18 protein-coding genes are annotated in these 24,017 nt (G+C 72.1%); 5 read left to right on the top strand and 13 right to left on the bottom strand.

The genetic code is table 11. The features are described from left to right. Positions 1-267 precede the first annotated feature (267 nt). The 11 genes from ACIQVI_RS09055 to ACIQVI_RS09005 form a co-directional block, all read right to left on the bottom strand. Complete coding sequence (locus tag ACIQVI_RS09055; protein ID WP_403593054.1) at positions 268-2,196, bottom strand: TIGR03960 family B12-binding radical SAM protein; 1,929 nt, start codon at positions 2,194-2,196, stop codon at positions 268-270. 87 nt (positions 2,197-2,283) lie between these two features. Further along, positions 2,284-3,792 carry a CHAD domain-containing protein gene (locus ACIQVI_RS09050; protein WP_403593051.1) on the bottom strand — a complete coding sequence of 503 codons (1,509 nt, stop codon included), beginning with the start codon at positions 3,790-3,792 and terminating at the stop codon, positions 2,284-2,286. 60 nt (positions 3,793-3,852) lie between these two features. Then, positions 3,853-5,052, bottom strand: coding sequence for a rod shape-determining protein RodA (rodA, locus tag ACIQVI_RS09045; protein ID WP_351972039.1), 1,200 nt, complete (start codon positions 5,050-5,052; stop codon positions 3,853-3,855). Positions 5,053-5,056: 4 nt separating this feature from the next. Beyond that, positions 5,057-7,264 carry a penicillin-binding protein 2 gene (gene mrdA, locus ACIQVI_RS09040; RefSeq protein WP_351972038.1) on the bottom strand — a complete coding sequence of 736 codons (2,208 nt, stop codon included), beginning with the start codon at positions 7,262-7,264 and terminating at the stop codon, positions 5,057-5,059. A gap of 19 nt (positions 7,265-7,283) precedes the next feature. Continuing rightward, positions 7,284-7,952: a rod shape-determining protein MreD gene (gene mreD, locus ACIQVI_RS09035; RefSeq protein ID WP_121830243.1), complete on the bottom strand. Its 669-nt coding sequence runs from the start codon at positions 7,950-7,952 to the stop codon at positions 7,284-7,286. Continuing rightward, complete coding sequence (mreC, locus tag ACIQVI_RS09030) at positions 7,949-8,956, bottom strand: rod shape-determining protein MreC (protein WP_403593045.1); 1,008 nt, start codon at positions 8,954-8,956, stop codon at positions 7,949-7,951. The genes mreD and mreC overlap by 4 nt, the downstream gene beginning before the upstream one ends. A 111-nt stretch (positions 8,957-9,067) precedes the next feature. Continuing rightward, complete coding sequence (locus tag ACIQVI_RS09025; RefSeq protein ID WP_053645475.1) at positions 9,068-10,087, bottom strand: rod shape-determining protein; 1,020 nt, start codon at positions 10,085-10,087, stop codon at positions 9,068-9,070. Positions 10,088-10,364: 277 nt separating this feature from the next. Continuing rightward, on the bottom strand, positions 10,365-10,778 hold the full coding sequence (gene ndk, locus ACIQVI_RS09020; protein ID WP_351972473.1) for a nucleoside-diphosphate kinase: 414 nt from the start codon (positions 10,776-10,778) through the stop codon (positions 10,365-10,367). A 66-nt stretch (positions 10,779-10,844) separates the two neighbouring features. Beyond that, a complete protein-coding gene (locus ACIQVI_RS09015; protein WP_351972474.1) occupies positions 10,845-11,207 on the bottom strand; it encodes a DUF4233 domain-containing protein in 363 nt (120 codons plus the stop codon). Positions 11,208-11,212: 5 nt separating this feature from the next. Continuing rightward, positions 11,213-12,781 (bottom strand): bifunctional folylpolyglutamate synthase/dihydrofolate synthase, encoded by a 1,569-nt coding sequence (locus ACIQVI_RS09010; RefSeq protein ID WP_403593040.1) that lies wholly within the window; start codon positions 12,779-12,781, stop codon positions 11,213-11,215. A 156-nt stretch (positions 12,782-12,937) separates the two neighbouring features. Continuing rightward, a complete protein-coding gene (locus tag ACIQVI_RS09005; protein ID WP_351972476.1) occupies positions 12,938-14,074 on the bottom strand; it encodes an ATP-binding protein in 1,137 nt (378 codons plus the stop codon). Positions 14,075-14,175: 101 nt separating this feature from the next. Here ACIQVI_RS09005 and ACIQVI_RS09000 point away from each other — a divergent pair, with 101 nt between their 5' ends. From ACIQVI_RS09000 to ACIQVI_RS08985, 4 genes are all read left to right on the top strand, one after another. Further along, complete coding sequence (locus tag ACIQVI_RS09000) at positions 14,176-15,318, top strand: ATP-binding protein (protein ID WP_403593036.1); 1,143 nt, start codon at positions 14,176-14,178, stop codon at positions 15,316-15,318. Further along, positions 15,315-16,040, top strand: a complete 726-nt coding sequence (locus tag ACIQVI_RS08995) for a response regulator transcription factor (protein ID WP_403593033.1) — start codon at positions 15,315-15,317, stop codon at positions 16,038-16,040. Before ACIQVI_RS09000 ends, ACIQVI_RS08995 begins: the two co-directional genes overlap by 4 nt. A gap of 168 nt (positions 16,041-16,208) precedes the next feature. After that, complete coding sequence (gene wecB / locus ACIQVI_RS08990; RefSeq protein ID WP_403593030.1) at positions 16,209-17,384, top strand: non-hydrolyzing UDP-N-acetylglucosamine 2-epimerase; 1,176 nt, start codon at positions 16,209-16,211, stop codon at positions 17,382-17,384. 43 nt (positions 17,385-17,427) lie between these two features. Continuing rightward, on the top strand, positions 17,428-18,765 hold the full coding sequence (locus ACIQVI_RS08985) for a glycosyltransferase family 2 protein (protein ID WP_403593027.1): 1,338 nt from the start codon (positions 17,428-17,430) through the stop codon (positions 18,763-18,765). Between the two features lie 57 nt (positions 18,766-18,822). Here the strand turns inward: ACIQVI_RS08985 and ACIQVI_RS08980 are convergent, their stop codons facing one another. After that, positions 18,823-21,444: a valine--tRNA ligase gene (locus ACIQVI_RS08980; RefSeq protein ID WP_403593024.1), complete on the bottom strand. Its 2,622-nt coding sequence runs from the start codon at positions 21,442-21,444 to the stop codon at positions 18,823-18,825. A gap of 138 nt (positions 21,445-21,582) precedes the next feature. Here ACIQVI_RS08980 and ACIQVI_RS08975 point away from each other — a divergent pair, with 138 nt between their 5' ends. Further along, positions 21,583-22,521: a hypothetical protein gene (locus ACIQVI_RS08975; protein ID WP_403593021.1), complete on the top strand. Its 939-nt coding sequence runs from the start codon at positions 21,583-21,585 to the stop codon at positions 22,519-22,521. A gap of 71 nt (positions 22,522-22,592) precedes the next feature. Here the strand turns inward: ACIQVI_RS08975 and clpX are convergent, their stop codons facing one another. Next, entirely contained in the window at positions 22,593-23,876 is a 1,284-nt protein-coding gene (gene clpX / locus ACIQVI_RS08970; RefSeq protein ID WP_030210686.1) for an ATP-dependent Clp protease ATP-binding subunit ClpX, read from the bottom strand. Positions 23,877-24,017 lie beyond the last annotated feature (141 nt).

Below are 24,017 nucleotides of genomic sequence, written 5' to 3'. Positions count from 1 at the left end.
CGCGTGGTACTCGCCGCAGCATGAGCAGGTGTAACCGAGACGGTCGATCATGCGCGGAAGCCTAGCTTCGCCGCGAAGCGCCACGACGAGGCGTCTCGGGCTCGATCTTCCGGGACGACGTCCGGTCCCCGGCTCCGAGCCGGCCGCCCTCGGGGGCGAAGGCGAGCCGTGGGGGTTCTTCCTGAACAGGCCCCGAGAACGCCGAGAGGCGCCCGGACCGGATCGTCCGAACGCCTCTCTTCCGCGCCGGGCCGTCGCCCGGAGGTCCTACTTGACGACCGTCAGCGGCAGCAGCTTCTTGCCGGTGGGGCCGATCTGGATGTGGGTGTCCATCTGGGGGCAGACGCCGCAGTCGAAGCACGGGGTCCAGCGGCAGTCCTCGACCTCGGTCTCGTCAAGGGCGTCCTGCCAGTCCTCCCAGAGCCAGTCCTTGTCGAGGCCGGAGTCCAGGTGGTCCCAGGGCAGGACCTCCTCGTAGGTGCGCTCGCGGGTGGTGTACCAGGCGACGTCCACGCCGTACTCGGGGAGCGTCTTCTCGGCGCAGGCCATCCAGCGGTCGTACGAGAAGTGCTCGCGCCAGCCGTCGAAGCGGCCGCCGTCCTCGTACACGGCGCGGATGACGCTGCCGAGGCGCCGGTCGCCGCGCGAGAGGAGGCCCTCGACGATGCCGGGCTTGCCGTCGTGGTAGCGGAAGCCGATCGAGCGGCCGTACTTCTTGTCGCCGCGGATCTTGTCGCGGAGCTTGCGCAGGCGCTCGTCCGTCTCCTCGGCCGAGAGCTGCGGGGCCCACTGGAAGGGGGTGTGCGGCTTGGGCACGAAGCCGCCGATGGAGACGGTGCAGCGGATGTCGTTCTGGCCGGAGACCTTGCGGCCCTCGGCGATCACGTTCATCGCCATGTCGGCGATCTGGAGGACGTCCTCGTCGGTCTCCGTCGGCAGGCCGCACATGAAGTACAGCTTCACCTGGCGCCAGCCGTTGCCGTACGCGGTGGAGACGGTCCGGATGAGGTCCTCCTCCGAGACCATCTTGTTGATGACCTTGCGCATCCGCTCGGAGCCGCCCTCGGGGGCGAAGGTGAGGCCGGAGCGGCGGCCGTTCCTGGTCAGCTCGTTGGCCAGGTCGACGTTGAAGGCGTCCACGCGGGTCGAGGGGAGGGACAGGCCCACCTTGTCCTCGGTGTAGCGGTCCGCGAGGCCCTTGGCGATCTCGCCGATCTCGGTGTGGTCCGCCGAGGAGAGGGAGAGGAGGCCGACCTCCTCGAAGCCCGTCGCCTTGAGGCCCTTCTCGACCATCTCGCCGATGCCGGTGATGCTTCGCTCCCGCACGGGGCGCGTGATCATGCCGGCCTGGCAGAAGCGGCAGCCGCGGGTGCAGCCGCGGAAGATCTCGACGGACATGCGCTCGTGGACGGTCTCCGCGAGCGGGACGAGGGGCTGCTTGGGGTACGGCCACTCGTCGAGGTCCATGACGGTGTGCTTGGAGACGCGCCACGGCACGCCGGACCGGTTGGGCACGACGCGGCCGATGCGGCCGTCCGGGAGGTACTCGACGTCGTAGAAGCGCGGGACGTAGATGTTGCCGGTCCTCGCGAGGCGGAAGAGGAGCTCTTCGCGGCCGCCCGGCCTGCCCTCCGCCTTCCAGGCGCGGATGATCGCGGTCATGTCGAGGACGGCCTGCTCGCCGTCGCCGATGACCGCCGCGTCGATGAACTCCGCGATCGGCTCGGGGTTGAACGCGGCGTGGCCGCCGGCGAGCACGATCGGGTGGTCGACGGTCCTGTCCGCGGCGGTCAGCGGGATGCCCGCGAGGTCCAGCGCGGTGAGCATGTTGGTGTAGCCCAGCTCCGTGGAGAAGGACAGGCCGAACACGTCGAAGGCACCGACCGGGCGGTGGCTGTCGACCGTGAACTGCGGCACCTCGTGCTCGCGCATCAGCTCTTCGAGGTCCGGCCACACGCTGTAGGTGCGCTCGGCGAGGACGCCCTCGCGCTCGTTCAGTACCTCGTAGAGGATCATGACGCCCTGGTTGGGCAGGCCGACCTCGTACGCGTCCGGGTACATCAGCGCCCAGCGGACGTCGCACTCGTCCCAGGGCTTGACCGTGGAGTTCAGCTCTCCGCCGACGTACTGGATCGGCTTCTGCACGTGCGGGAGCAGGGCTTCGAGCTGCGGGAAGACAGACTCGGCAGCAGACATCTCGAACCTTCGTGAGCGGGCAGGGGGGCGACTCTCAAGCGTACCCCGGTGCCCGGTGGCCCCGAGCCGCCCCGCGAGGCTCCGGGGTCAGGGGGACGCGGCCTCCGCCCAGACCTCCGGCAGCGCGCGCTCGGCCGCGTCCGCCGCCGCCTCCTCCCTGCCGTACAGGAGTCCCCAGGTGAAGGCGGTCTCGCCGGCCGCGTGGGCCTGGGCGGCGAGGTCGCGGAGGGTGGCGCGGGCGACCACGCCGTCCTGGTGCTCGCCGAGCAGGGACTGCACCTTCTTCACACGTTTGGAGAGTTTCTTGGCGGACTTGCCGAGGGTGGGGCGGGCCGCGTCGGCGGCGTAGCGGGCGCGCTTGGCGGCCTTGCGGGCCTCGTGGAGGGCGAGGTCGCGCTCGTGGCCGGGGGCGAGGGAGAGCGCGCGGTCGACGCGGGCGGCGAGCCGGGCGCGGTCCTCGCGGACGGCGCGGGCGAGGACCTTCGCGGCGTCCCGGGAGGCGGCCTTCCGCAGGGGCGGGTCGGCGAGCAGGGCGTCGAGCCGGTCGAGGAGGGCGAGGTGGCGGTCGGAGTCGAGGGCGGCGAGGGCCCTGCGGCGGGCCGCCTTGGTGCGGGCGGTGTCCCAGATCCGCAGCCGGGCCTTCACGGGGCCCCGGCGCAGGGGCCGGGGGACGTCGTCGAGCCGGGCGCGGAGGCGGGCGGCGAGCACCTCCTGGTCGCGGGCGACGCCCAGTTCGCCCGCGAGCCACTTGAGTTCGGCGCCGAGGGGGTCGGTGGCCCTCCGGTCGAGGACGGAGCGGTACGTCTTGAGGGCGCTGCGCAGGCGGCGGCAGGCGACGCGGAGTTGGTGCACGGCGTCGGGCAGGTCGCGGCGGACGGCGGGGTCGAGCGCGACGATCGCCTCGGCCTGTTTCCGTACGTAGGCGAGGACGGCGGCTCCGGCGGTGCCGGGTGCGGCGGGCGGCGGGGCGTCGGGACGGTCGTCGGCGTCGTGGTCGTCCGGGGCGGTCTCCGCGAGGGCCCTGGCCAGTTTGGAGGGGGCGTGCGCGGGGCGGACGCCCGCCTTCTTCAGGCGCTTCTCGACGGCGTCGAGGATGCCGGGGTCCGCGTCGTCGGCGGCCTCGACCTCGATCTCGGTCCAGGAGGCCCGGGGGCCTCCGGGCAGGCGCCGGGCGCGGACGGTGTCGACGGAGAGTTCGGCGAGGAGGCCGCCGTCGGCGTCGAGGAGCCGGCGGACGTCGCGGGCGGAGCGGAGCCGGACGACGGGCACGACCTCGGCGCCCCGGACGCGGGAGCGCAGCAGGGCGGCCAGGTCGGGCGGGAGGGCGTCGGAGAGCGGGGTGCGGATCTCGTCGCGGACGCCGGCGGCGACGGGGAACTTCAGGTGCCAGCCCTCGTCGGAGCCGCCGGTGCGGCGGCGCAGGGTGATCGAGTCGGCGGCCAGGCGCAGGTCGGGGGTGTCGTGGTAGGTGGCGTCGAGTTCCACGACGCCGTCGTCGACGACGGTCGCGACGTCCGGGACCCGGGTGAGGTCCGGGACGCCGCTTCCCGTCGTGGCTTCGTACTTCCGCTCGATCTCGCGCTTCGTCTCGGCCATACCCCGCTTCTAACCGCCGACGGGCCCGCGTACTCGGGCGAACGGGCGGAAAGGCCGGTATCAGGCCGTCATCGGGCGCTGGACGCGGATCGACTGGAGGAGTCCGATCGCCACCCACACCGCGAACATCGACGAGCCGCCGTACGAGACGAACGGCAGGGGCAGGCCCGCGACCGGCATGATGCCGAGGGTCATGCCGATGTTCTCGAAGGACTGGAAGGCGAACCAGGCGATGATCCCGGCGGCGACGACCGTGCCGTAGAGCTCGGTGGTCTCGCGGGCGATCCGGCAGGCGCGCCAGAGGACGATCCCGAGGAGGACGAGGATGAGGCCGGCGCCGACGAAGCCCAGCTCCTCCCCCGCGACGGTGAAGATGAAGTCGGTCTGCTGCTCGGGCACGAACTGGCCGCTGGTCTGGTGCCCCTGGAAGAGGCCGGTGCCGTAGAGGCCTCCGGAGCCGATGGCGATGCGGGCCTGGTTGGTGTTGTAGCCGACGCCCGCCGGGTCGAGGTCGGGGTTGGCGAAGGCCGCGAAGCGGTTGATCTGGTACTCGTCGAGCATTCCGAGCGCGGTGACGAGGAACGCGCCGAGGACGCCCGCGCCGATCAGGCCGAGGACCCAGCGGTTGGACGCGCCGGAGGCGAGCAGCACACCGAGGACGATGACCGCCATCACCATGACCGAGCCGAGGTCGGGCATCAGCATGACGATGCCCATGGGCAGGGCGGCGAGGACGAGGGCCTTGGCGACGGTCCCGTGGTCGGGGTGGAGCTGGTCCCCCGCGTCGACCTTGGCCGCGAGCAGCATCGCCATGATCAGGATGATCGTGATCTTGACGAACTCGCTGGGCTGGAGGGAGAAGCCGCCGCCGATCACGATCCACGCGTGGGCGCCGTTGATGGTGGCGCCGAGCGGGGTGAGGACGGCGAGGATCAGCACGATCGAGATGCCGTAGAGGACCGGCACCGCGCCGCGCAGGGTGCGGTGGCCGAGCCAGATCGTGCCGACCATCAGGGCGAGGCCGATGCCGGTGTTGAGGAGGTGCCGGAAGAGGAAGTAGTACGGGTCTCCCTGGTTGAGCTGGGTGCGGCCCCGGGTGGCCGACCAGACGAGCAGGGCGCCCAGCAGGGAGAGGGTGAGCGCCGAGAGCAGCATCGGCCAGTCGAGGCGGCGCAGCACGGAGTCGCGGGCGGTGAGCTTCAGGAGCGGCCCGCGCTGGGGGGCGTAGCGGGAGACGGAGAAGCTGGTGCGGGTCGTCATCGGGTCAGTCCCTCCGGCCGGGCGGCGGCCCCGCCAGGGGCGGCTGTCCGTCGTTCTCCCCCGTGGGCTCGCCGTCCCCCGCGGGGACGGGCTTCTGCTTCGCGGGGTCGTACGGCTTGATCGCGGGGGCGTCGATGGTGCCGTAGCGGTTGATCTTCGGCAGGGCCTTCTGCGGCTGGGGCAGCAGGGCCCGCTTGAGGTCCTGGTTGCCCTCGCCGTCGAGGCCGTAGAGGGCGTCGTAGATGTTGCGCACGGCGGGGCCTGAGGCGCCGGAGCCGGTGCCGCCCTGGGAGATCGTCATGACGATGGTGAAGTCGTCGGTGTAGGTGGCCAGCCAGGAGGTGGTCTGCTTGCCGTACACCTGGGCGGTGCCCGTCTTGGCCCGCATCGGGATCTTGTCCTGGGGCCAGCCGCCGAACCGCCAGGCGGCGGTGCCGCCGGGCTCGACGACGGAGCGCAGGCCCTTGTCGAGGTCGTTGATGGTCTGGGCGTTGACCGGGAGCTTGCCGTGGGAGGTGGGCTTGATCTCCCGGACGCTCTTGCCGTCGGGGCTGATGACGGCCTTGCCGACGGTGGGGTCGTAGAGGGTGCCGCCGTTGGAGATGGCGGCGTAGATGGTGGCCATCTGGATGGGGGTGACGAGGACGTCGCCCTGGCCGATGGCGAAGTTGATGCTGTCGTAGGCCTTCAGTTGGTTGCCTTCGAGGCAGCTCTCGTAGGCGATCTGCTGGACGTAGGTGCCGCCCTTCTTGCCCTGCTTGCACCAGACGTCCTTGTTGGCCGCCCAGAAGTCCTGCTTCCACTTGCGGTCGGGGACGCGGCCGGTCACCTCGTTCGGCAGGTCGATGCCGGTCTCGGCGCCGAGCCCGAAGTCGCGGGCGGTGCGGTAGAACCAGTCCTTCGCGTCCTTCTTGGGCGTGATGCCGCCGTCGCGCTGCCACTCCTGGTGGCCGAGGGCGTAGAAGACGGTGTTGCAGGAGTACTTGAGGGCCTCGCCGAGGGTGATGGGGCCGTGCCCCTGGGACTCGAAGTTGGCGAAGCTGCGGCTGCCGAGGCTGTACGAGCTGCTGCAGTTGTACTTGTCGTTGAAGTCGTGGCCGGCCCGCACAGCGGCGCTCGCCGAGATCACCTTGAAGATGGAGCCGGCGGCGGCCTGGCCCTGGATGGCGCGGTTGAGCAGCGGGTAGTTGGAGGCCTTGCTGGTCAGGGTGGAGTAGTCCTTGGCGGAGATGCCGCCGACCCAGGCGTTGGGGTCGTAGTCGGGCTGGGAGGCCATCGCGACGACGCGGCCGGTCTTGGTCTCCATGACGACGACGGCGCCCGCGTCGGCCTCGTACTTCCGGCCGGTGATCTTGTCGGTCTCCTTCCGGACCTCCTTCATCGCCGCGTGGAGCTCGTACTCGGCGACGGCCTGCACGCGGGCGTCGATGCTGGTGACGAGGGTGGAGCCGGCGACCCCGGGGTCGGCCTTGGCCTGGCCCATGACGCGGCCGAGGTTGTCGACCTCGTAGCGGGTGACGCCCGCCTTGCCCCGCAGCTCCTTGTCGTAGGTGCGCTCGATGCCGGAGCGGCCGACCTGGTCGGAGCGGAGGAACGGCGAGTCGGTGTCCTTGGCCTTCTCGATCTCGGAGTCGGTGACGGGCGAGAGGTAGCCGAGGACCTGCGCGGTGCGGGCCTTGCCGGGGGCCGGGTAGCGGCGGACGGCGGTGGGCTCGGCGGTGATGCCGGGGAAGTCCTCGGAGCTCTCGCGGATCGTCAGCGCCTGCTGCGTGGTGGCCTCGTCCGTGACCGGGATCGGCTGGTACGGGGAGCCGTTCCAGCAGGGCTTGGGGGTCTTGGAGTCGCAGAGCCGGATCGCGTTGACGACGTCCTCGGGCTTCATCCCGAGGACCCCGGCGAGCCGGGTGAGGACGGCCTTGCCGTCGTCCTTCATCTTCATCAGCTCGGTGCGGGACGCGGAGACCACGAGCCGGGTCTCGTTGTCGGCGAGCGGGACGCCGCGGGCGTCCAGGATCGAGCCGCGGACGGCGGGCTGGACGACCTGCTGGACGTGGTTGTTCTTGGCCTCGTCCGTGTACTCCTTGCCGTTGCGGATCTGGAGGTACCAGAGCCGTCCCCCCAGGGTGAGGAGCAGGGAGAAGACGAGGATCTGGATGACGACGAGCCGGATCTGGACCCGGGGGGTCCGGCCGGTCTCGGGGATGTTGCTCATGCTGCCGTGGCCCCCTCGTTCACAGTCGCTTGACTCCCTTGATGCGTCCGGCGCGCGCGGCCCGGTTCCGGGCGGCCTTCACGCGCAGGCCGCCGCGCTGGGCACCGATGCTCAGGCCGGTGCCGGAGGCGAGCCAGCCGGAGGCGACGTCGGTGCCGGCACCCCCGCCGGCGTCGGCGAGCGGATCGTTCTCGGCGCGGCGGGCCAGGGCCATGACGAGCGGCACCACGAAGGGCGCGAGGAGCAGGTCGTACAGGGCCGCGGTGAACAGCAGGAAGCCCAGGCCGACGTGGCGGGCGGCGGTGTCGCCGACGAGGGCGCCGACGCCCGCGTAGAGGAGCGTGGAGCCGACGGCCGCGGCGACGACGACGGCCATGGGGCCGGCCGCGGAGGTCAGCCGGCCGTTCTCCGGGCGGGCCAGGCCGACGAGGTAGCCGATGACGCAGAGCACGAGGGCGTAGCGGCCGGCGGCGTGGTCGGCGGGCGGGGCCAGGTCGGCGAGGAGTCCGGCGGTGAAGCCGATGAGGGCGCCGCTGACGTGTCCGTAGACGAGGGCGAGGCCGACGACGGTGAGGAGGACGAGGTCGGGGACGGCGCCGGGGAGCTGGAGGCGGGCGAGGACGGAGACCTGGACGACCAGGGCGACCACGATCAGGGCGGCGGAGAGGAGGATCCGGTTGAACTTCACGGTGTCGTGTCCCCCTGGTTCTGGTTCTGACCGGCCTGGTTCTGTCCGGCCTGGTTCTGACCGGCCTGGTTCGGGTCCTGCCCCGTCTGTTGTCCGTCCGCCGGTTTCGGCGTGACGGTGACGGTGACGGTCGGCGCGGGCTTCGGCTTCTGCGGCAGGACCGCGTCGCGCGGGTCGGAGCGCGGGGCCTGGACGACGACGCCGACGATGTCGAGCTTGGTGAAGCCGACGTACGGGCGGACGTAGACGTTGCGGGTGAGGCCCCCGCCCGCCGGGTCGACGCGGACGATCTCGCCGACCGGGACGCCGGGCACGAAGGGCTTGTCGGCGCGCGAGCCGAAGGTGACGAGCCGGTCGCCGGGCTTGACCTCGGCCTTGCCGTTGAGGAGCTGGACGCGCAGCGGGCTGTTGCCCTGGCCGGTGGCGAAGCCGAGCTCGTCGCTCTTCTCCATGCGGGTGCCGACGGTGAAGTCGGGGTCGTTGGCGAGGAGGACCGTGGAGGTGGAGGGGCCGACGGTGGTGACGCGGCCGACGAGTCCGGCGCCGTTGAGCACCGTCATGTCCCGGCGGATGCCGTCGCGGGCGCCGACGTCGATGGTGACGGTCCAGGAGAAGCCCTGGGCCGCTCCTATGGCGACGACCTGGGCGCCCTTGATGCCGTACTGGCCGGCTCCGGCGGTCTTGAGCAGGGTGTCCAGCTCGTTCAGCCGGTTGCGGTTGCGGTCGTCGCTGCCGAGCTTCGCCTTCAGCTCGGCGTTCTCCTTCTCCAGGGCGGCGAGCCGGGTGTGCCGCTCGCCGGAGTCCCGTACCGCGCCTATGGCGTTGCCTACGGGGTCGACGGCGGCGGCCACACCGTTCTCGACCGGCCCGAAGACCGCCGCCGCGGCCTGCCGGGCACCGTCGACGGGTGACTCCTGGCCGCCGCGGATGTCCACCGTGATCAGCGCGAACGCGATGGCGATCAGCAGTACCAGGAGCAGCCGGCTCTCTCGTGTGTCCCTCACGTGCGGCGGCCGTGCCTTTCCTCGTGGTTCGTCTGTTCCGTTGTTCCGTGGTGTGCCGGGTGTGCCGGGGGTCGGTGCGGTAGTTCTACCGCACCGACCCGGTCCGTGGTGCTAGCGGCGCGGCTGGGCGTCGAGGACCTGCTGGAGGGCCTCGAACTCCTCGACGCACTTGCCGGAGCCGAGCGCCACCGAGTCCAGCGGGTCCTCGGCGATGTGGATCGGCATCCCGGTCTCGTGGCGGAGGCGCTCGTCGAGGCCGCGCAGCAGGGCGCCGCCACCGGTGAGAACGATGCCGCGGTCCATGACGTCACCGGAGAGCTCCGGGGGGCACTTGTCGAGGGTGGTCTTCACCGCGTCGACGATCGCGTTGACCGGTTCCTCGATGGCCTTGCGGACCTCGGCGGCGGAGATGACCACGGTCTTGGGCAGACCGGAGACGAGGTCGCGGCCGCGGATCTCGGTGTGCTCGTCCTTCTCCAGGTCGTAGGCGGAGCCGATGGTGATCTTGATCTGCTCGGCCGTGCGCTCACCGAGGAGGAGCGAGTACTCCTTCTTGATGTGCTGGATGATCGCGTTGTCCAGCTCGTCGCCGGCCACCCGGATGGACTGTGCCGTGACGATTCCGCCGAGGGAGATGACGGCGACCTCGGTGGTGCCGCCGCCGATGTCCACGACCATGTTGCCGGTGGCCTCGTGGACGGGGAGGCCCGAGCCGATGGCCGCCGCCATGGGCTCCTCGATGATGTGCACCTGGCGGGCGCCGGCCTGGGTCGAGGCCTCGATGACGGCGCGGCGCTCGACTCCGGTGATGCCGGAGGGCACGCAGACGACGACCCGGGGGCGGGCCAGGTAGCGGCGCTTGTGGATCTTGAGGATGAAGTAGCGGAGCATCCGCTCGGTGATCTCGAAGTCGGCGATGACGCCGTCCTTGAGGGGGCGGACGGCGACGATGTTGCCGGGGGTCCGGCCGATCATCTTCTTCGCCTCGGCGCCGACCGCGAGGATGCCGCCGGTGTTGGTGTTGATGGCGACGACGGACGGCTCGTTCAGAACGATGCCTCGACCCCTGACGTACACCAGCGTGTTGGCGGTCCCGAGGTCGACAGCCATGTCACGGCCGATGAACGACATTGAGTTCCCCTTGATTTCCCATGGCTGAGAGGTGGTGCGGCGTGGAGTTTTCCATCGTAGTGCTGCCCGCCGGAATGCCGCGCGGTGGTCCGCCTCTGTACAGGTGACGGCAGGATGCGGCGATCCGTTCCCGGGATTGTCGTTCATATACCCGGGGGCGACCGAAATTCCTTCGGTCGCCCCAGCGGGATGGTGCGTTCGGCTGACGCCGGATCAGACGGGGCCCGGTCCGCACGAGAACCGGATCGGACGACAGCCGGATCGGACGACAGCCGGATCAGACGAGGCCCGGGAAGAAGATCTTCAGTTCGCGGAGCGCCGACTCCTCGGAGTCCGAGGCGTGGATCAGGTTCTCACGGACGATGGTGCCGAAGTCGCCCCGGACGGAGCCCGGCGCGGCGGCGATCGGGTCGGTCGGGCCGGCGAGCTGCCGGACGCCCTCGATGACCCGCTCGCCCTCGACGACGAGCGCGACGACGGGGCCGGAGGACATGAAGCCCATCAGCGGCTCGTAGAAGGGCTTGCCCTTGTGCTCGCCGTAGTGCTGCTCCAGCGTCTCCTGGTCCAGCTCGCGCAGCTCCAGGGCCGCGAGCGTCCAGCCGGCCTTGCGCTCGATGCGGCCGATGATCTCGCCGACCAGGCCGCGGCGGACGGCGTCGGGCTTGAGCAGGACGAGCGTGCGCTGGCTCACGGGAGGACTCCTTCGGGAAAAGCGGTGTGCGGGCCTCCGAGGCTACAGGGCCCGCACGTGCTCCGATTACGCAGCGTCAGGCTCTGCCGGGCCCTGGGCGTTCTGCGCCGCCCAGCGCGCCTTGACCGCGTCGACCTGCCGGCCGTAGTGCACGGAGGCCCACCACAGGGCGGCGAAGGCCGCGCCGAGGAAGAACATGACCGGGACGAAGAAGCCGCTGGCGATCAGGCCGATCTGGAGCGCCCAGCCGAGCTGGACGCCGCCGGGCCGGGTGATCATCCCGCACAGCAGCACCGAGAGGACCATCCCGATCCCGCAGACCCACCAGACGGTGGACGTCGCCAGGGTGTCGTCCTTCATGGCGACGAGCCCGGCGAAGCCGATGACGAAGAACTCGCCGATGAGCGTCGAGGAACAGAGCGTGCGCATGGGATTCAGCCCCTCTTGAGCAGCAGCCGGGCGTCGCCGACCGTGAAGATCGAACCGGTCACGAGGACGCCCGCGCCGCCGTACTCGGCCTCTTCCTCCGCGAGGGTGATGGCCGCCTCGATGGCGTCGGGAAGCCGTGGCTCGACGACGACCCGGTCCTCGCCGAAGACCTCGACCGCGATCGCGGCGAGCGCGTCCACGTCGGTGGCCCGCGGGTTGGAGTTCGTGGTGATCACGACCTCCGCGAGGATCGGCTCGAAGGCCTCCAGGACCCCCCTGGCGTCCTTGTCGGCGCTGGTGGAGAGCACGCCGACGAGCCGGGAGAAGCCGAAGGCCTCGCTGATGCCCTCGGCGGTGGCCCTCGCTCCGTGCGGGTTGTGCGCGGCGTCCAGGACGACCGTCGGGGAGGAGCGGACGATCTCCAGGCGGCCGGGCGAGGCCACCCGCGCGAACGCCTGGCGGACCGTGTCCACGTCCAGGGTGCGGGCGTGCTGCGCGCCGATCCCGAAGAAGGCCTCGACGGCGGCGAGCGCCACGGCCGCGTTGTGCGCCTGGTAGGCGCCGTGCAGCGGCAGGAAGACGTCCTCGTACTCGCCGCCGAGTCCGCGCAGGGTGAGGAGCTGGCCGCCGACCGCGACCTCGCGGGAGGCGACGCCGAACTCCATGCCCTCGCGGGCCACGGTGGCGTCGGCCTCGACGGCCTTCCTCAGGAGGACCTGGGCGGCGTCGACCGGCTGCTGGGCCAGGATGACGGTCGCGCCGGGCTTGATGATCCCGGACTTCTCGGCCGCGATCTCGGCGGGCGTCCCGCCCAGCCGGTCGGTGTGGTCGAGGTCGATGGGGGTGACGACGGCGACGGAGGCGTCGATGACGTTGGTGGCGTCCCAGGTGCCGCCCATGCCGACCTCGACGACGGCCACGTCGACCGGGGCGTCGGCGAAGGCCGCGTAGGCCATGCCGGTGAGGACCTCGAAGAAGGAGAGCCGGTACTCCTCGCGGGCGTCGACGAGGTCCACGTACGGCGCGATGTCCCGGTACGTCTCGATGAACCGCTCGGCGGAGATCGGGGCGCCGTCGAGGCTGATCCGCTCGGTGATGGTCTGCACGTGCGGCGAGGTGTACCGGCCGGTGCGCAGCTCGAAGGCGCCGAGCAGGGCCTCGATCATGCGGGCCGTCGACGTCTTGCCGTTGGTGCCGGTGATGTGGATGGTCGGGTACGCGCGCTGCGGCTCGCCGAGGACGTCCATCAGGGCCGCGATCCGGGTGACCGAGGGCTCCAGCTTGGTCTCGCCCCAGCGGGTGGACAGCTCGGTCTCGACCTCGCGCAGCGCCTCGTCCAGCTCCGGGTCCTCGGGGCGGCTCGGCACGGGGTCGCCCTGGGGCGGCCCGGCCTGCGCGCGCAGGGTGCGGCTGCCGGCCTCGATCACCGCCAGGTCGGGAGTGGGGGTCCCCCCTGATCGAGCGGAGTCGAGATCTTGGGGGAGGGTGGTCTCGTTGTCGACGATCTCGTCGAAGGCGTCGGGGGCGCCGGACGGGTCGTCGGGCGTGTCGGACGGGTCGCGGGGCTCACTCACGGGGCCAGTCTACGGAGAGCCGTGCCGCCCGCTTGACGGACCTGCCCATCGGGCTCCGGGCAGATGGAGGGCCCCAGGCAGGTAGAGGGCTCCGGGCAGGCGGAGGGCCCCGGCGCGGGCGGGCGAGGGAGCCGCGCGAGTCGGACGGGTCGGGTCCTAGCGGAGCGGCCCCGCCGGAAGCGTCGCCCTCACCACGTACTCCCCCGCCTCCGGTCCCGCCGTCAGCGTGCCGCCCATGCTGGTGACCCGTTCCTCCATGGAGAGCAGGCCGGTGCCGGCCGAGACGGGGGCCCGGTCCGGGGGCGCGGACGGCAGCGGGTTGCGCACCTCGATCCGCAGGTCGGTCCCCTCCACCGCGATCACGACCGTCACGGGCAGGCCGGGCGCGTGCTTGGCCGCGTTCGTCAGGCACTCCCGGACGACCCGGTGGACGGCCGTCTGCCGGAGCGGGGACAGCGCCTTCGCCTCCTCGGCGACCGTCAGCTCCACCGGGGAGCCCATCCGCCCGCTCTCCCGGGCGAGGACGGCGAGCCCGTCGAGGCCGGTGGTGGCCGGGTCCCGGTCGGCGCGCCGCACGATCGTCTCGTTGAGCATCCGGTGGGCGCGCCGGGCGGTGTCCGCCAGCTCCTCGAAGTCCTGCCGGTGGGCCTCGCCCCGGGCCCGCGCGGCAAGCACCTCGGCCCGGACCGCGAGGACGGTGAGCTCGCGGCCGACCAGGTCGTGGACGTCCCGGCCGACGGAGATCCGCTCCTCCTGGACGGCCTGCCGGGCGGCGGCCTCGCGGCGCTCGGTCTCCAGGGCGCGGACGAGGTCGTGGCGGTACGCGGCGATGCCGACGCCCGCCGCGAGGACCCCGATCGGGACGACGACGCTCAGGAAGTCGCTCAGGGTGTAGCCGTGGAGGTGCCGGCCGGGCGTCTGGAAGAGGGCGTACGCGACGGCGACGTACAGCACGGTCGCGGCGACGGCGGCCCGCCGGCCCCGGAAGCGGCCGATCGAGTACAGCGCGAACTGGATCATGGTCAGCTCGTGCAGCCAGCCCATCAGGGCGAGCGCCACCAGGTACGGGAGCCACGGCAGCCGGCGCCGGAGGACCAGCGTGGCCGCGCCGGCCGCCAGGACCAGGGTGGCGGTGACGCCGGTGAGGGAGTTGTCCTCGCGGGCGAGGCCCGGCACGTCCAGGACCATGAGGCCGAAGGCGCTGAGCGCGGCGACGGCGTCGAGGGCGCGGGGCGAGCCCGTCCACCGCTCCGCGCGACGGCGCAGCGCGGGGACGGCGGGGAGACGGACCATGCCTTCCATCATCCAGGGTCCCGGGCCCCGGCGCCGGACCCCGGAGAACCGTTTCCTCCACAAAAGAGCGTTTCACCCGCATTGCTGTTTGAATCGCCCCTGTGGACCAGGTCTCCCGGGAACAGCTCTCCTTCGCCGCCGCCCTCCTCGACGCGCTCCCCCAGGCGGCGCTGCTCCTCGGCCGCGACCTGCGCGTCGTCCGGGTCAACCGCCGCTTCACCGCGCTCCTGCGCCTGCCCGAGGGCCTCGACGTCTCCCCCGGCACCCCCAGGGAACGGGTGGTGGACCACCTGGCCGGGCTGCTCGACCGCCCCGAGGAGCGTCAGCGGCTCCTGGCGGAGAGCGAGACGCACGGCCCGGTGACCCGCACCGCCGACTACCACCTGCGGGACGGGCGGATCCTGCGCCGCCGCCGCTCCCCCGTCCGCGAGGGCGACCGGCTCGTCGGACACCTGTGGCTGGTCGAGGACGTGACCCGGCGGCGCGACGCGGAGGAGAACCTCTACGCGCAGGTGCGGAAGCTGGCGGCGCTCGCCGAGGAGCGGGCCGCGTTCGCGAGCCGGACCCTGCACGAGCTGCGGACCCCGCTCGCCACCGTCCTGAGCTTCGCCGAACTGCTCCTCGAACCGGCCGGCGGACCGCTGGGCCGGGAGCAGGCCTCGTACGTGGAAGCCATCCGCCGCAGCGCGCTGCGGATGCGGACGGCCGCCGAGAACCTGCCGAGGGCGGCCGCCGGGGGACCGGCCGCCGAGCCGCGCCCCGGCCGGGTCCTCGTCCACGAGCTGATCGAACGGGTGGTCCTCGAAGCGCTCCAGCGGGACGGGGGCACCGGGCCGTACGTGGCCGCCGAGTGCCCGCCCGACGGGCCGCCCCTGGTGGCCGACGCCGGGATGCTGACGGGCGCCCTGGAGGAGCTGGTCGCCAACGCGCTCCGCTTCACCCCCGACAGCGGGCTCGTCGAGGTCGTCGGCAGGCCCGCCGCCGACCACTGGACGATCGAGGTCCGCGACGACGGCATCGGGGTGCCGCCGGAGTACCGGGAGGAGGTCTTCGTCCCCTTCGTCCGCGCGCCCAACGCCCGGCGCGGCGGCTTCCCCGGCACCGGCCTCGGCCTGGCGGGCGCCCTGGACGCCGTACGGCTGCACGGCGGGACCATCGAGGTCCGCGACCGCGAGGGGCCCGGCGCCGTCTTCACGGTCCGGCTGCCGCTCGCCGGCCGCCGTCCGGCAGGGCCGCGCCCGTGACCCGGCTCCTGGTCGTGGAGGACGACCCGGACCTGGCGCTCGCCCTGCGGGTCCTGCTCGCCCGGCGCGGGTACGAGGTGTCCGTCGCCGCCGACGGCCGCGAGGGGCTCCGGCTGCTCTTCGCCGAGCGCCCGGCCCTGATGCTCCTCGACCTGCTGCTGCCCGGCCTCGACGGCTGGGAGGTCCTGGACCGCACCCGGGACATGAGCGACCTGCCCGTCCTCGTCCTGTCCGGCCTCGGCGACGTCGACGACCGGGTCCGGGCGCTGCGCTCCGGCGCCGACGACTACCTGGTCAAGCCCTTCGCCCACGCGGAGCTGCTGGCCCGCGTCGAGGCGCTGCTCCGCAGGTCGGGCCCCCGGCAGTGGGCGGGCGAACCGGCCGGGGACGACCTCCTGCTCGTCCCGGAGCGGCGCGCCGCGCTCTGGCACGGCACCGAGATCCGGCTCAGCGACATCGAGTACCGGCTGCTCCAGGTCCTGGTCCGCAACCGGGGCCGGGTCGTCACCACCGAGCAGCTCCTGGAGCGGGTGTGGGACGACACGACGGCGCTCGGCCGGGACCGCGTGAAGTTCGCGGTCCTCCGCCTGCGCCGCAAGCTCCGCGCGGCGGGCGGGCCCTCGGCCCACGATCCCCTGGAGGCGGTACGGGGCCTGGGCTACCGCTACGAGAGCGCGCCGGCCCGCACGACGGGGGCCTCCGACCGGGGCGCGAACGCCTGAGGCCCCCACCCGCCACCCCGCTCCCCGCTCCCCGGGACCAAAGTCCCCCGCACCCGGGGCCCGGGGACCCGGCCGGAAGTCCCCGGACGTACCGCCCGCCCCCACGGCAACCGTCGCGCAACCGTGCGCCACCGGACCGCACGACCGTCACCCGGCACCGTCGTCTGCATGAAGAACCTCCCCGCCCGCAGCGTCGCCGTCGTCCTCGGCACCCGTCCCGAGCTGGTCAAGCTCGCCGAGCTGATCCGGACCCTCGGCCCGGCCGCCCGGGTCCTGCACACCGGCCAGCACTACGACGACGACCTCTCCGGAAGCTTCCTGGACGAGCTCGGACTGCCCGAGCCCGAGTACCTGACCGGGGTCGGCGGGCGGCCCCGCGCCCTCCAGGTCGCGAACGCGCTCGCCGGCCTCGACGAGCGGTTCGCCACCGAGCCGCCGCTCGCCGTCGTGGTCCAGGGCGACACCAACGCCGCCCTCGCCGGCGCCCTCGCCGCCAACGCGCGGGACCTGCCGCTCGTCCACGTGGAGGCGGGGCTCCGCAGCCACGACCGGGCCATGCCCGAGGAGCACAACCGGGTGCTGATCGACCGGCTCGCCGACGTCCTGTGCGCGGCCACCCCCGACAACCGGGAGCTGCTGCTCGCCGAGGGCGTGCCGGCGGAGCGGATCGCCGTCACCGGCAACACCGTCGTGGAGGCCGTCCACGACCACCTGCCGCCGCCGGAGGAGCGGGCCGGGCTCCTCGCCCTCGGCGGCCTGGTCCCCGACGGCTACGTCCTGGCGACCGTGCACCGCCCGGAGAACACCGACGACCCGGCCGCCCTCACCGCCGTACTGGAGGAACTCGCCGCGCTCGCCCGCGAGCTGCCCGTCGTCCTCCCGCTGCACCCCCGCGCCCGGGCCCGGATCGAGGCGGCCGGACTGCTGCCGCTGCTCGACGGCCTGACGGTGCTGCCTCCGGCCGGCTACGGCACCTTCCTGGCCCTGGCCCGGCACGCGGCGCTGATCGTCTCCGACTCCGGCGGCGTCCAGGAGGAGACCACGGTCCTCGGCCGCCCGCTGCTCGTGGTCCGGCGCTCCACCGAACGCCCCGAATCGCTCGCCGACTTCGCGGACCTCGTCGCGCCCGGCCCCGGGATCGGCGCGGCGGCCCGCCGCCGGCTGGCCGAGGGCGCGTCCGGACTGCGCCGGCTCGCCGCGCTCCCCAGCCCGTACGGCGACGGCACCGCCTCCCACCGGATCGCGGCCCTGATCGAGGAACTGGCCGCCGGCCGGAGCACCGCGACCCCGGCCGCCCGCCCCGCCGCCGCCGCGCCGTCCCGGGTCCCCGCGTACGCGGCCTGATCCGGCCCCGCCCCGGCCCGCTCCCCCACTCCCGGAGACCCCGATGAGCCTCCACCTCCTGCTGTACGTCTTCCCCTTCCTCCTCCTCGCCTGCTTCCTCCTCTACTGGGCGGGCTCCCGCCACGCGTACGCCCGCCGGAAGCCCGCCGGGACCGGCGACCCCACCGCGTACGACTGGCACTTCTTCGTGCCCTGCCGGGACGAGGAGGCGGTGGTCGCGACCACGGTGACCCGGCTGCGGACCGACTTCCCCGCCGGTCACGTCTGGGTGATCGACGACGCGAGCGACGACCTCACCGCCCCGATCACGGCCGCGCTCGCCGGGCGCGACCCGCACGTGCACCTGGTCTCGCGCCGCCGCCCCGACGCCCGGGTGGGGAAGGGCGCCGCGCTGAACGCGGCCTACGCGGAGCTGAACGCGCACCTGGGCGACGCGGCGGACCGCGCCCGGGTGATCGTCTGCGTCGTCGACGCCGACGGGCAGCTGTCCCCGGACGCCCTCGCGCACGTCAGCGGCCCGGACGCCTTCGGGGACCCGGACACGGGCGGGGTGCAGATCGGGGTCCGGATGCGGAACGTGGAGGACGAGCGCCCGCTGGAGCACGGCGGCCGCCTCGCCAACGCGTACGCCCGGCTCCTGATCCGTATGCAGGACGCCGAGTTCGCCGTCTCCAACACCGGGATGCAGTTGCTGCGCCGCCGCACCGGCTCCGTCGGCCTCGGCGGCAACGGGCAGTTCACCCGGCTCACCGCGCTCGACCGGATCGCGGCGGCCGAACGCCGCCCGTGGCAGCACGACGCGCTCCTGGAGGACTACGAACTGGGCCTGCACATGCGGTTGGCCGGTTATCGCGTCACCCACGTGGCCGACACCTGGGTGACCCAGGAGGCCCTTCCGTACACCCGCCGGTTCCTGACCCAGCGGACCCGCTGGGCGCAGGGGAACATCGCCTGCGTCCGGTACGCGGGCCGGATCGTCTCCTCCCGGCACTACCGGGCCCGGGGCGTCCTGGAGTCGCTCTACACGTTCTTCCAGCCGATCGCCCATCTGGCGACCCTGCTGCTGACCGTCGCCATGACGGCCGCGCTCCTGGTGGGCGGCGGCGTGCTGCTCGCCGCGTGGCCGCCGGCGCTCGCCCTGGCCGTGGTCTCGATCGTGCCCTTCCTGCTCTGGGGCCCGGTCTACCGGCGCGAGTTCGCCCCGGACCGCTCCCGGCTCAAGGGCCTGCTGTGGGGGTTCGCGCTCTGGCTCTACGCGTACCACCTGTTCATCGTCTCCGCGCGCGGCTTCGTCCGGCTGCTGCGCGGCCGCACGGGCTGGGCGAAGACCCGCCGCAACGCCGAGACGGCGGGCGTCGGCCCGGTGGCCATGGAGGCGTGAGGGGTACGGGAAGGGGCCCGGAACCGCATCGGTTCCGGGCCCCTTCCGTCGTGCGTCCTAGGCCTGCGGCAGGTTCGCCAACTGGGCCTGGATGCGGGCGATGTCCTCGTCCGCCTTGGCGAGGCGGGTGCGGATCTTCTCGACCACGTTGTCCGGGGCCTTCGCCAGGAACGCCTCGTTGCCCAGCTTGCCGTTCGCCTGGGCCTTCTCCTTCTCGGCCGCCGCGAGGTCCTTCGTGAGGCGCTTGCGCTCCGCCTCCACGTCGATCGTGCCCGACAGGTCGAGCGCGACGGTGGCCCCGGCGACCGGCAGGGAGGCGGTGGCGGAGAAGCCCTCGCCCTCCGGCTGGAGGCGGAGCAGCTGACGGATCGCCGCTTCGTGCGCGGCGAGCGCGGTGCCGCCGAGCTCCAGTCGGGCCGGGACCTTCTGGCCGGGCTGGAGGCCCTGGTCGGCGCGGAAGCGGCGGACCTCGGTGACGACCTGCTGGAGGTTCTCGATCTCCGCCTCGGCGGCCGCGTCCCGGAAGCCCGAGTCCTTCGGCCAGTCGGCGATCACGACGGACTCGCGCCCGGTCAGCGTGGTCCACAGGGCCTCGGTGACGAACGGGACGATCGGGTGCAGCAGCCGCAGCATGACGTCCAGGACCTCGCCGAGGACCCGGCCGGAGACCTTGGCCTGCTCGCCGCCCGCGAAGAACGTCGTCTTCGACAGCTCGACGTACCAGTCGAAGACCTCGTCCCACGCGAAGTGGTAGAGCGCGTCGCTGAGCTTCGCGAACTGGTAGTCCTCGTAGAGCGCGTCGACCTGCGCCACCGTCGCGTTGAGCCGGGACAGGATCCAGCGGTCGGTCGCCGACATCTCCGAGGCGTCCGGCAGCGGGCCCTCGATCGTCGCGCCGTTCATCAGCGCGAAGCGGGTCGCGTTCCAGATCTTGTTGGCGAAGTTCCGGGAGGCCTTGACCCAGTCCTCGCCGATCGGGACGTCGACGCCCGGGTTGGCGCCGTTGGCCAGGGTGAAGCGGACGGCGTCGGAGCCGTACTCGTCCATCCAGTCCAGCGGGTTGACCACGTTGCCGAAGGACTTCGACATCTTCTTGCCGTTCTGGTCACGGACCATGCCGTGCAGGGCGATGGTGTGGAACGGCGGGGTGCCGTCCATCGCGTACAGACCGAACATCATCATCCGGGCGACCCAGAAGAAGAGGATGTCGTAGCCGGTGACCAGGACGGAGTTCGGATAGAACTTCTCCAGGCTCTCGGTCCGCTCCGGCCAGCCGAGCGTGGAGAACGGCCACAGGCCGGAGGAGAACCAGGTGTCCAGGACGTCGGTGTCCTGGTGCCAGCCCTCGCCGGCCGGCGGCTGCTCGTCGGGTCCGACGCAGACGACCTCACCGTTCGGGCCGTACCAGACGGGGATGCGGTGGCCCCACCACAGCTGGCGCGAGATGCACCAGTCGTGCAGGTTGTCGACCCAGTCGAAGTACCGCTTCTCCATCTCCTGCGGGTGGATCTTGACCTTGCCGTCGCGGACCGCGTCGCCGGCGGCCTTCGCCAGCGGGCCGACCTTGACCCACCACTGCATCGACAGACGCGGCTCGATGGTGGTCTTGCAGCGCGAGCAGTGGCCGACGGAGTGGACGTACGGACGCTTCTCCGCGACGATCCGGCCCTCGGCGCGCAGCGCGGCGACGATGGCGGAGCGGGCCTCCAGGCGGTCCAGGCCCTGGAAGGGGCCGTGCGCGGTGATGACCGCGCGCTCGTCCATGACGGCGAGGTTCGGCAGGCCGTGGCGCTGGCCGATCTCGAAGTCGTTCGGGTCGTGCGCCGGGGTCACCTTGACGGCGCCGGTGCCGAACTCGGGGTCGACGTGCTCGTCGGCGACGACCGGGATGCGGCGGCCGGTCAGCGGCAGCTCGATCTCGGTGCCGACGAGGTGCCTGTAGCGCTCGTCGTCCGGGTGGACGGCGACGGCGGTGTCGCCGAGCATCGTCTCGGCGCGGGTGGTGGCGACGACGATCTCCGCGTCACCGGAGCCGTACCGGATGGAGACGAGCTCGCCGTCGTCGTCCTGGTACTCCACCTCGATGTCCGAGATGGCGGTCAGGCAGCGCGGACACCAGTTGATGATGCGCTCGGCGCGGTAGATCAGCTCGTCGTCGTAGAGCTTCTTGAAGATGGTCTGGACGGCCTGGGACAGGCCCTCGTCCATGGTGAACCGCTCGCGGGACCAGGCGACGCCGTCGCCCAGGCGCTTCATCTGGCCGGAGATCTGGCCCCCGGACTCGGCCTTCCACTGCCAGACGCGCTCGACGAACGCCTCGCGGCCCAGGTCGTGGCGGGACTTGCCCTCCTTGGCGAGCTCGCGCTCGACGACGTTCTGGGTGGCGATGCCGGCGTGGTCCATGCCCGGCTGCCACAGCGTCTCGTAGCCCTGCATCCGCTTGCGGCGGGTGAGGGCGTCGATCAGCGTGTGCTCGAAGGCGTGGCCCAGGTGGAGCGAACCGGTGACGTTCGGCGGCGGAATGACGATCGTGTACGGCGGCTTCTCGCTCTTCGCGTCCGCCTCGAAGTACCCGCGCTCCACCCAGCGCTCGTACAGCGGCCCCTCTACCTCGGCCGGCGCGTACTGGGTCGGCAGTTCGGTGGTGGGCGCTGTCTGCTGCTGAGTGTTCTCGGTCACGGGGCCAGTTTAGAGGTGTCGCGACCCTGTACTGAAACGCTTTGGTTCGGTAACGGTGTGGCCCCCGCCGCACCGAGTGTCCGACGGTTCCGCCAGGATGTTCGGCAGGCATAAACATCCTGTGAGGGGAACCTGTCCATGAGCTACAACCAGCCGGGCCCGTACGGCGGCCAGCCGCCCCAGCAGCCCGGGCCCTACGGCCAGCCGGGCCCCTACGGCCAGCAGCCGCAGCAGCCGGGGCCGTACGGTGCCCAGCCCGGCTACGGGTACCCCCAGCAGGCCCCGCAGGGCGTCCCGCCGCAGCAGCAGCCGTACGGCTACCCGCAGCAGCCCGGCCCGTACGGCCAGCAGCCCCCGTACGGCGGCCCCCAGGGTCCCGGCGGCTTCCCGCCGCCCCCGCCGGCCCCGAAGAAGTCCAAGGCGGGCTGGATCGTCGGCGCGGTGGCCGTGGTCGCGGCGATCGCCGTGGGCGCGTACTTCGTGATCGGCGGCGGCGGTTCCTCGGTCGCGGACGACGGTCCGCACAAGCTGATCACCCCGGAGACGGTGCTCGGCGAGTACAAGAAGGACGCCGCCGGCGGCAAGTCGAGCGGCGAGGACTCCCTCAAGGAGGCCCAGCAGAACGGCGTCAAGAACGCCCAGCAGGTCAGCGCCTCGTACAAGGTGGAGAACAAGGCGAACCCGCTGGCGGGCAAGCTCATCTCCTTCAACGGCCTCTACGGCGAGATCGAGGACCCCGAGAAGGTCGTCGACACCATCTTCGCCGCCGCCAAGGCCGAGTCCGTCAAGGACGCGGACAAGGCCGGCACGCCCCAGCTGGAGGGCAGCCCGCAGGAGTACGAGCCGGCGGAGCTCGACGGCGCGGTCCTGAAGTGCCAGCAGGCCAAGACGAAGGCCGACACCGCCAACGGCACGCCCGCGTTCGCCATCACCATGTGCGTCTGGGCCGACCACAGCACCGTGGGCTTCGTGGTCCCGGCCGACATGGCCTCCATGATGACCGGCGCGGGCGGCTCGGCCGAGGAGGCCGCCTCCATCACCGCCAAGCTCCGCAAGGAAGTTCGCGTCAAGCTCTGACCGGACGGCCCGCACACGCGTGAGGGGGTCCCGCCCGAAGGCGGGACCCCCTCACCGTCGTTCGTCCGGCGTCAGGCCGACTTCTCGTGCCTGCCGTCGTTCTTCACGATCCGCGGGACCAGCGTCGGGTTGACGTTGTCGCGGACCACGTCGGCCGTGATGACGACCCGGGCCACGTCCTTGCGGGACGGGACCTCGTACATCACCGACTGGAGGACCTCCTCCATGATGGCGCGCAGGCCGCGCGCGCCGGTGCCGCGGAGGATCGCCTGGTCGGCGATGGCCTCCAGGGCCGGGCGGTCGAAGTCCAGCTCCACGCCGTCGAGTTCGAAGAGGCGCTGGTACTGCTTCACCAGCGCGTTGCGCGGCTCGACCAGGATCTGGAGGAGCGCCTCGCGGTCCAGGTTGTGGACGGAGGTGAGGACGGGGAGACGGCCGATGAACTCGGGGATCATCCCGAACTTCACCAGGTCCTCCGGCATGACCTCCTGGAACTGGTCGCTCGCCTCGATCTCGCGCTTGGAGCGGATGGTCGCCCCGAAGCCGATGCCCTTGGCGCCCGCCCGCGACTCGATGATCTTCTCCAGGCCGGCGAAGGCGCCGCCCACGATGAAGAGCACGTTCGTCGTGTCGATCTGGATGAACTCCTGGTGCGGGTGCTTCCGGCCGCCCTGCGGCGGGACGGAGGCGGTGGTGCCCTCCAGGATCTTCAGGAGGGCCTGCTGCACGCCCTCGCCGGAGACGTCGCGCGTGATCGACGGGTTCTCGCTCTTGCGGGCGACCTTGTCGATCTCGTCGATGTAGATGATCCCGGTCTCGGCCTTCTTGACGTCGTAGTCGGCCGCCTGGATCAGCTTCAGCAGGATGTTCTCGACGTCCTCGCCGACGTAGCCGGCCTCCGTGAGCGCCGTCGCGTCGGCGATGGCGAACGGGACGTTGAGCATCCGGGCCAGGGTCTGCGCGAGGAGCGTCTTCCCGGAGCCCGTGGGGCCGAGCAGCAGAATGTTGGACTTCGCCAGCTCGATGGCATCGTCACGGCCCTGCGCGCCGCCGTTCTCGCCGGCCTGGACGCGCTTGTAGTGGTTGTACACCGCGACCGAGAGGGCCTTCTTCGCGGGCTCCTGCCCGACGACGTAGCCCTCGAGGAACTCGTAGATCTCGCGGGGCTTGGGGAGTTCCTCCCAGCGCACCTCGCTCGTCTCCGCGAGTTCTTCCTCGATGATCTCGTTGCAGAGGTCGATGCACTCGTCGCAGATGTACACACCGGGTCCCGCGATGAGCTTCTTCACCTGCTTCTGGCTCTTTCCGCAGAACGAGCACTTGAGCAGGTCGCCGCCATCACCGATGCGTGCCACGAGGTGCTTCCCCTTCGCCTGGGAGCCGCGTGGTTCAGCGACTCCTGGTGCCTCATATTCGACGGTACCTTGCCGGGCCCCCCGTTCGGGCCCCCCTTGGCACGGTTCACATGGTCGCGATTCGGCCACGCGGACCGTGCC

The sequence above is a fragment of the Streptomyces sp. NPDC098101 genome, assembly GCF_044760185.1.
Lineage (GTDB): Bacteria > Actinomycetota > Actinomycetes > Streptomycetales > Streptomycetaceae > Streptomyces.
The sequence above is the reverse complement of the archived record's forward strand: the minus strand, read 5'-3'. Positions and strand labels throughout refer to the sequence as shown.

What these genes read in the sequence shown, in the direction of transcription:
- rodA (WP_351972039.1), bottom strand. Translation starts at nt 5,052, where the DNA reads ATGACGACCCGCACCAGCTTCTCCGTCTCCCGCTACGCCCCCCAGCGC.
- wecB (WP_403593030.1), top strand. Translation starts at nt 16,209, where the DNA reads ATGAAGAACCTCCCCGCCCGCAGCGTCGCCGTCGTCCTCGGCACCCGT.
- ACIQVI_RS09015 (WP_351972474.1), bottom strand. Translation starts at nt 11,207, where the DNA reads ATGCGCACGCTCTGTTCCTCGACGCTCATCGGCGAGTTCTTCGTCATC.
- ACIQVI_RS09005 (WP_351972476.1), bottom strand. Translation starts at nt 14,074, where the DNA reads ATGGTCCGTCTCCCCGCCGTCCCCGCGCTGCGCCGTCGCGCGGAGCGG.
- ACIQVI_RS08985 (WP_403593027.1), top strand. Translation starts at nt 17,428, where the DNA reads ATGAGCCTCCACCTCCTGCTGTACGTCTTCCCCTTCCTCCTCCTCGCC.
- ACIQVI_RS09055 (WP_403593054.1), bottom strand. Translation starts at nt 2,196, where the DNA reads ATGTCTGCTGCCGAGTCTGTCTTCCCGCAGCTCGAAGCCCTGCTCCCG.
- ACIQVI_RS08975 (WP_403593021.1), top strand. Translation starts at nt 21,583, where the DNA reads ATGAGCTACAACCAGCCGGGCCCGTACGGCGGCCAGCCGCCCCAGCAG.
- mrdA (WP_351972038.1), bottom strand. Translation starts at nt 7,264, where the DNA reads ATGAGCAACATCCCCGAGACCGGCCGGACCCCCCGGGTCCAGATCCGG.
- ACIQVI_RS09025 (WP_053645475.1), bottom strand. Translation starts at nt 10,087, where the DNA reads ATGTCGTTCATCGGCCGTGACATGGCTGTCGACCTCGGGACCGCCAAC.
- ACIQVI_RS09050 (WP_403593051.1), bottom strand. Translation starts at nt 3,792, where the DNA reads ATGGCCGAGACGAAGCGCGAGATCGAGCGGAAGTACGAAGCCACGACG.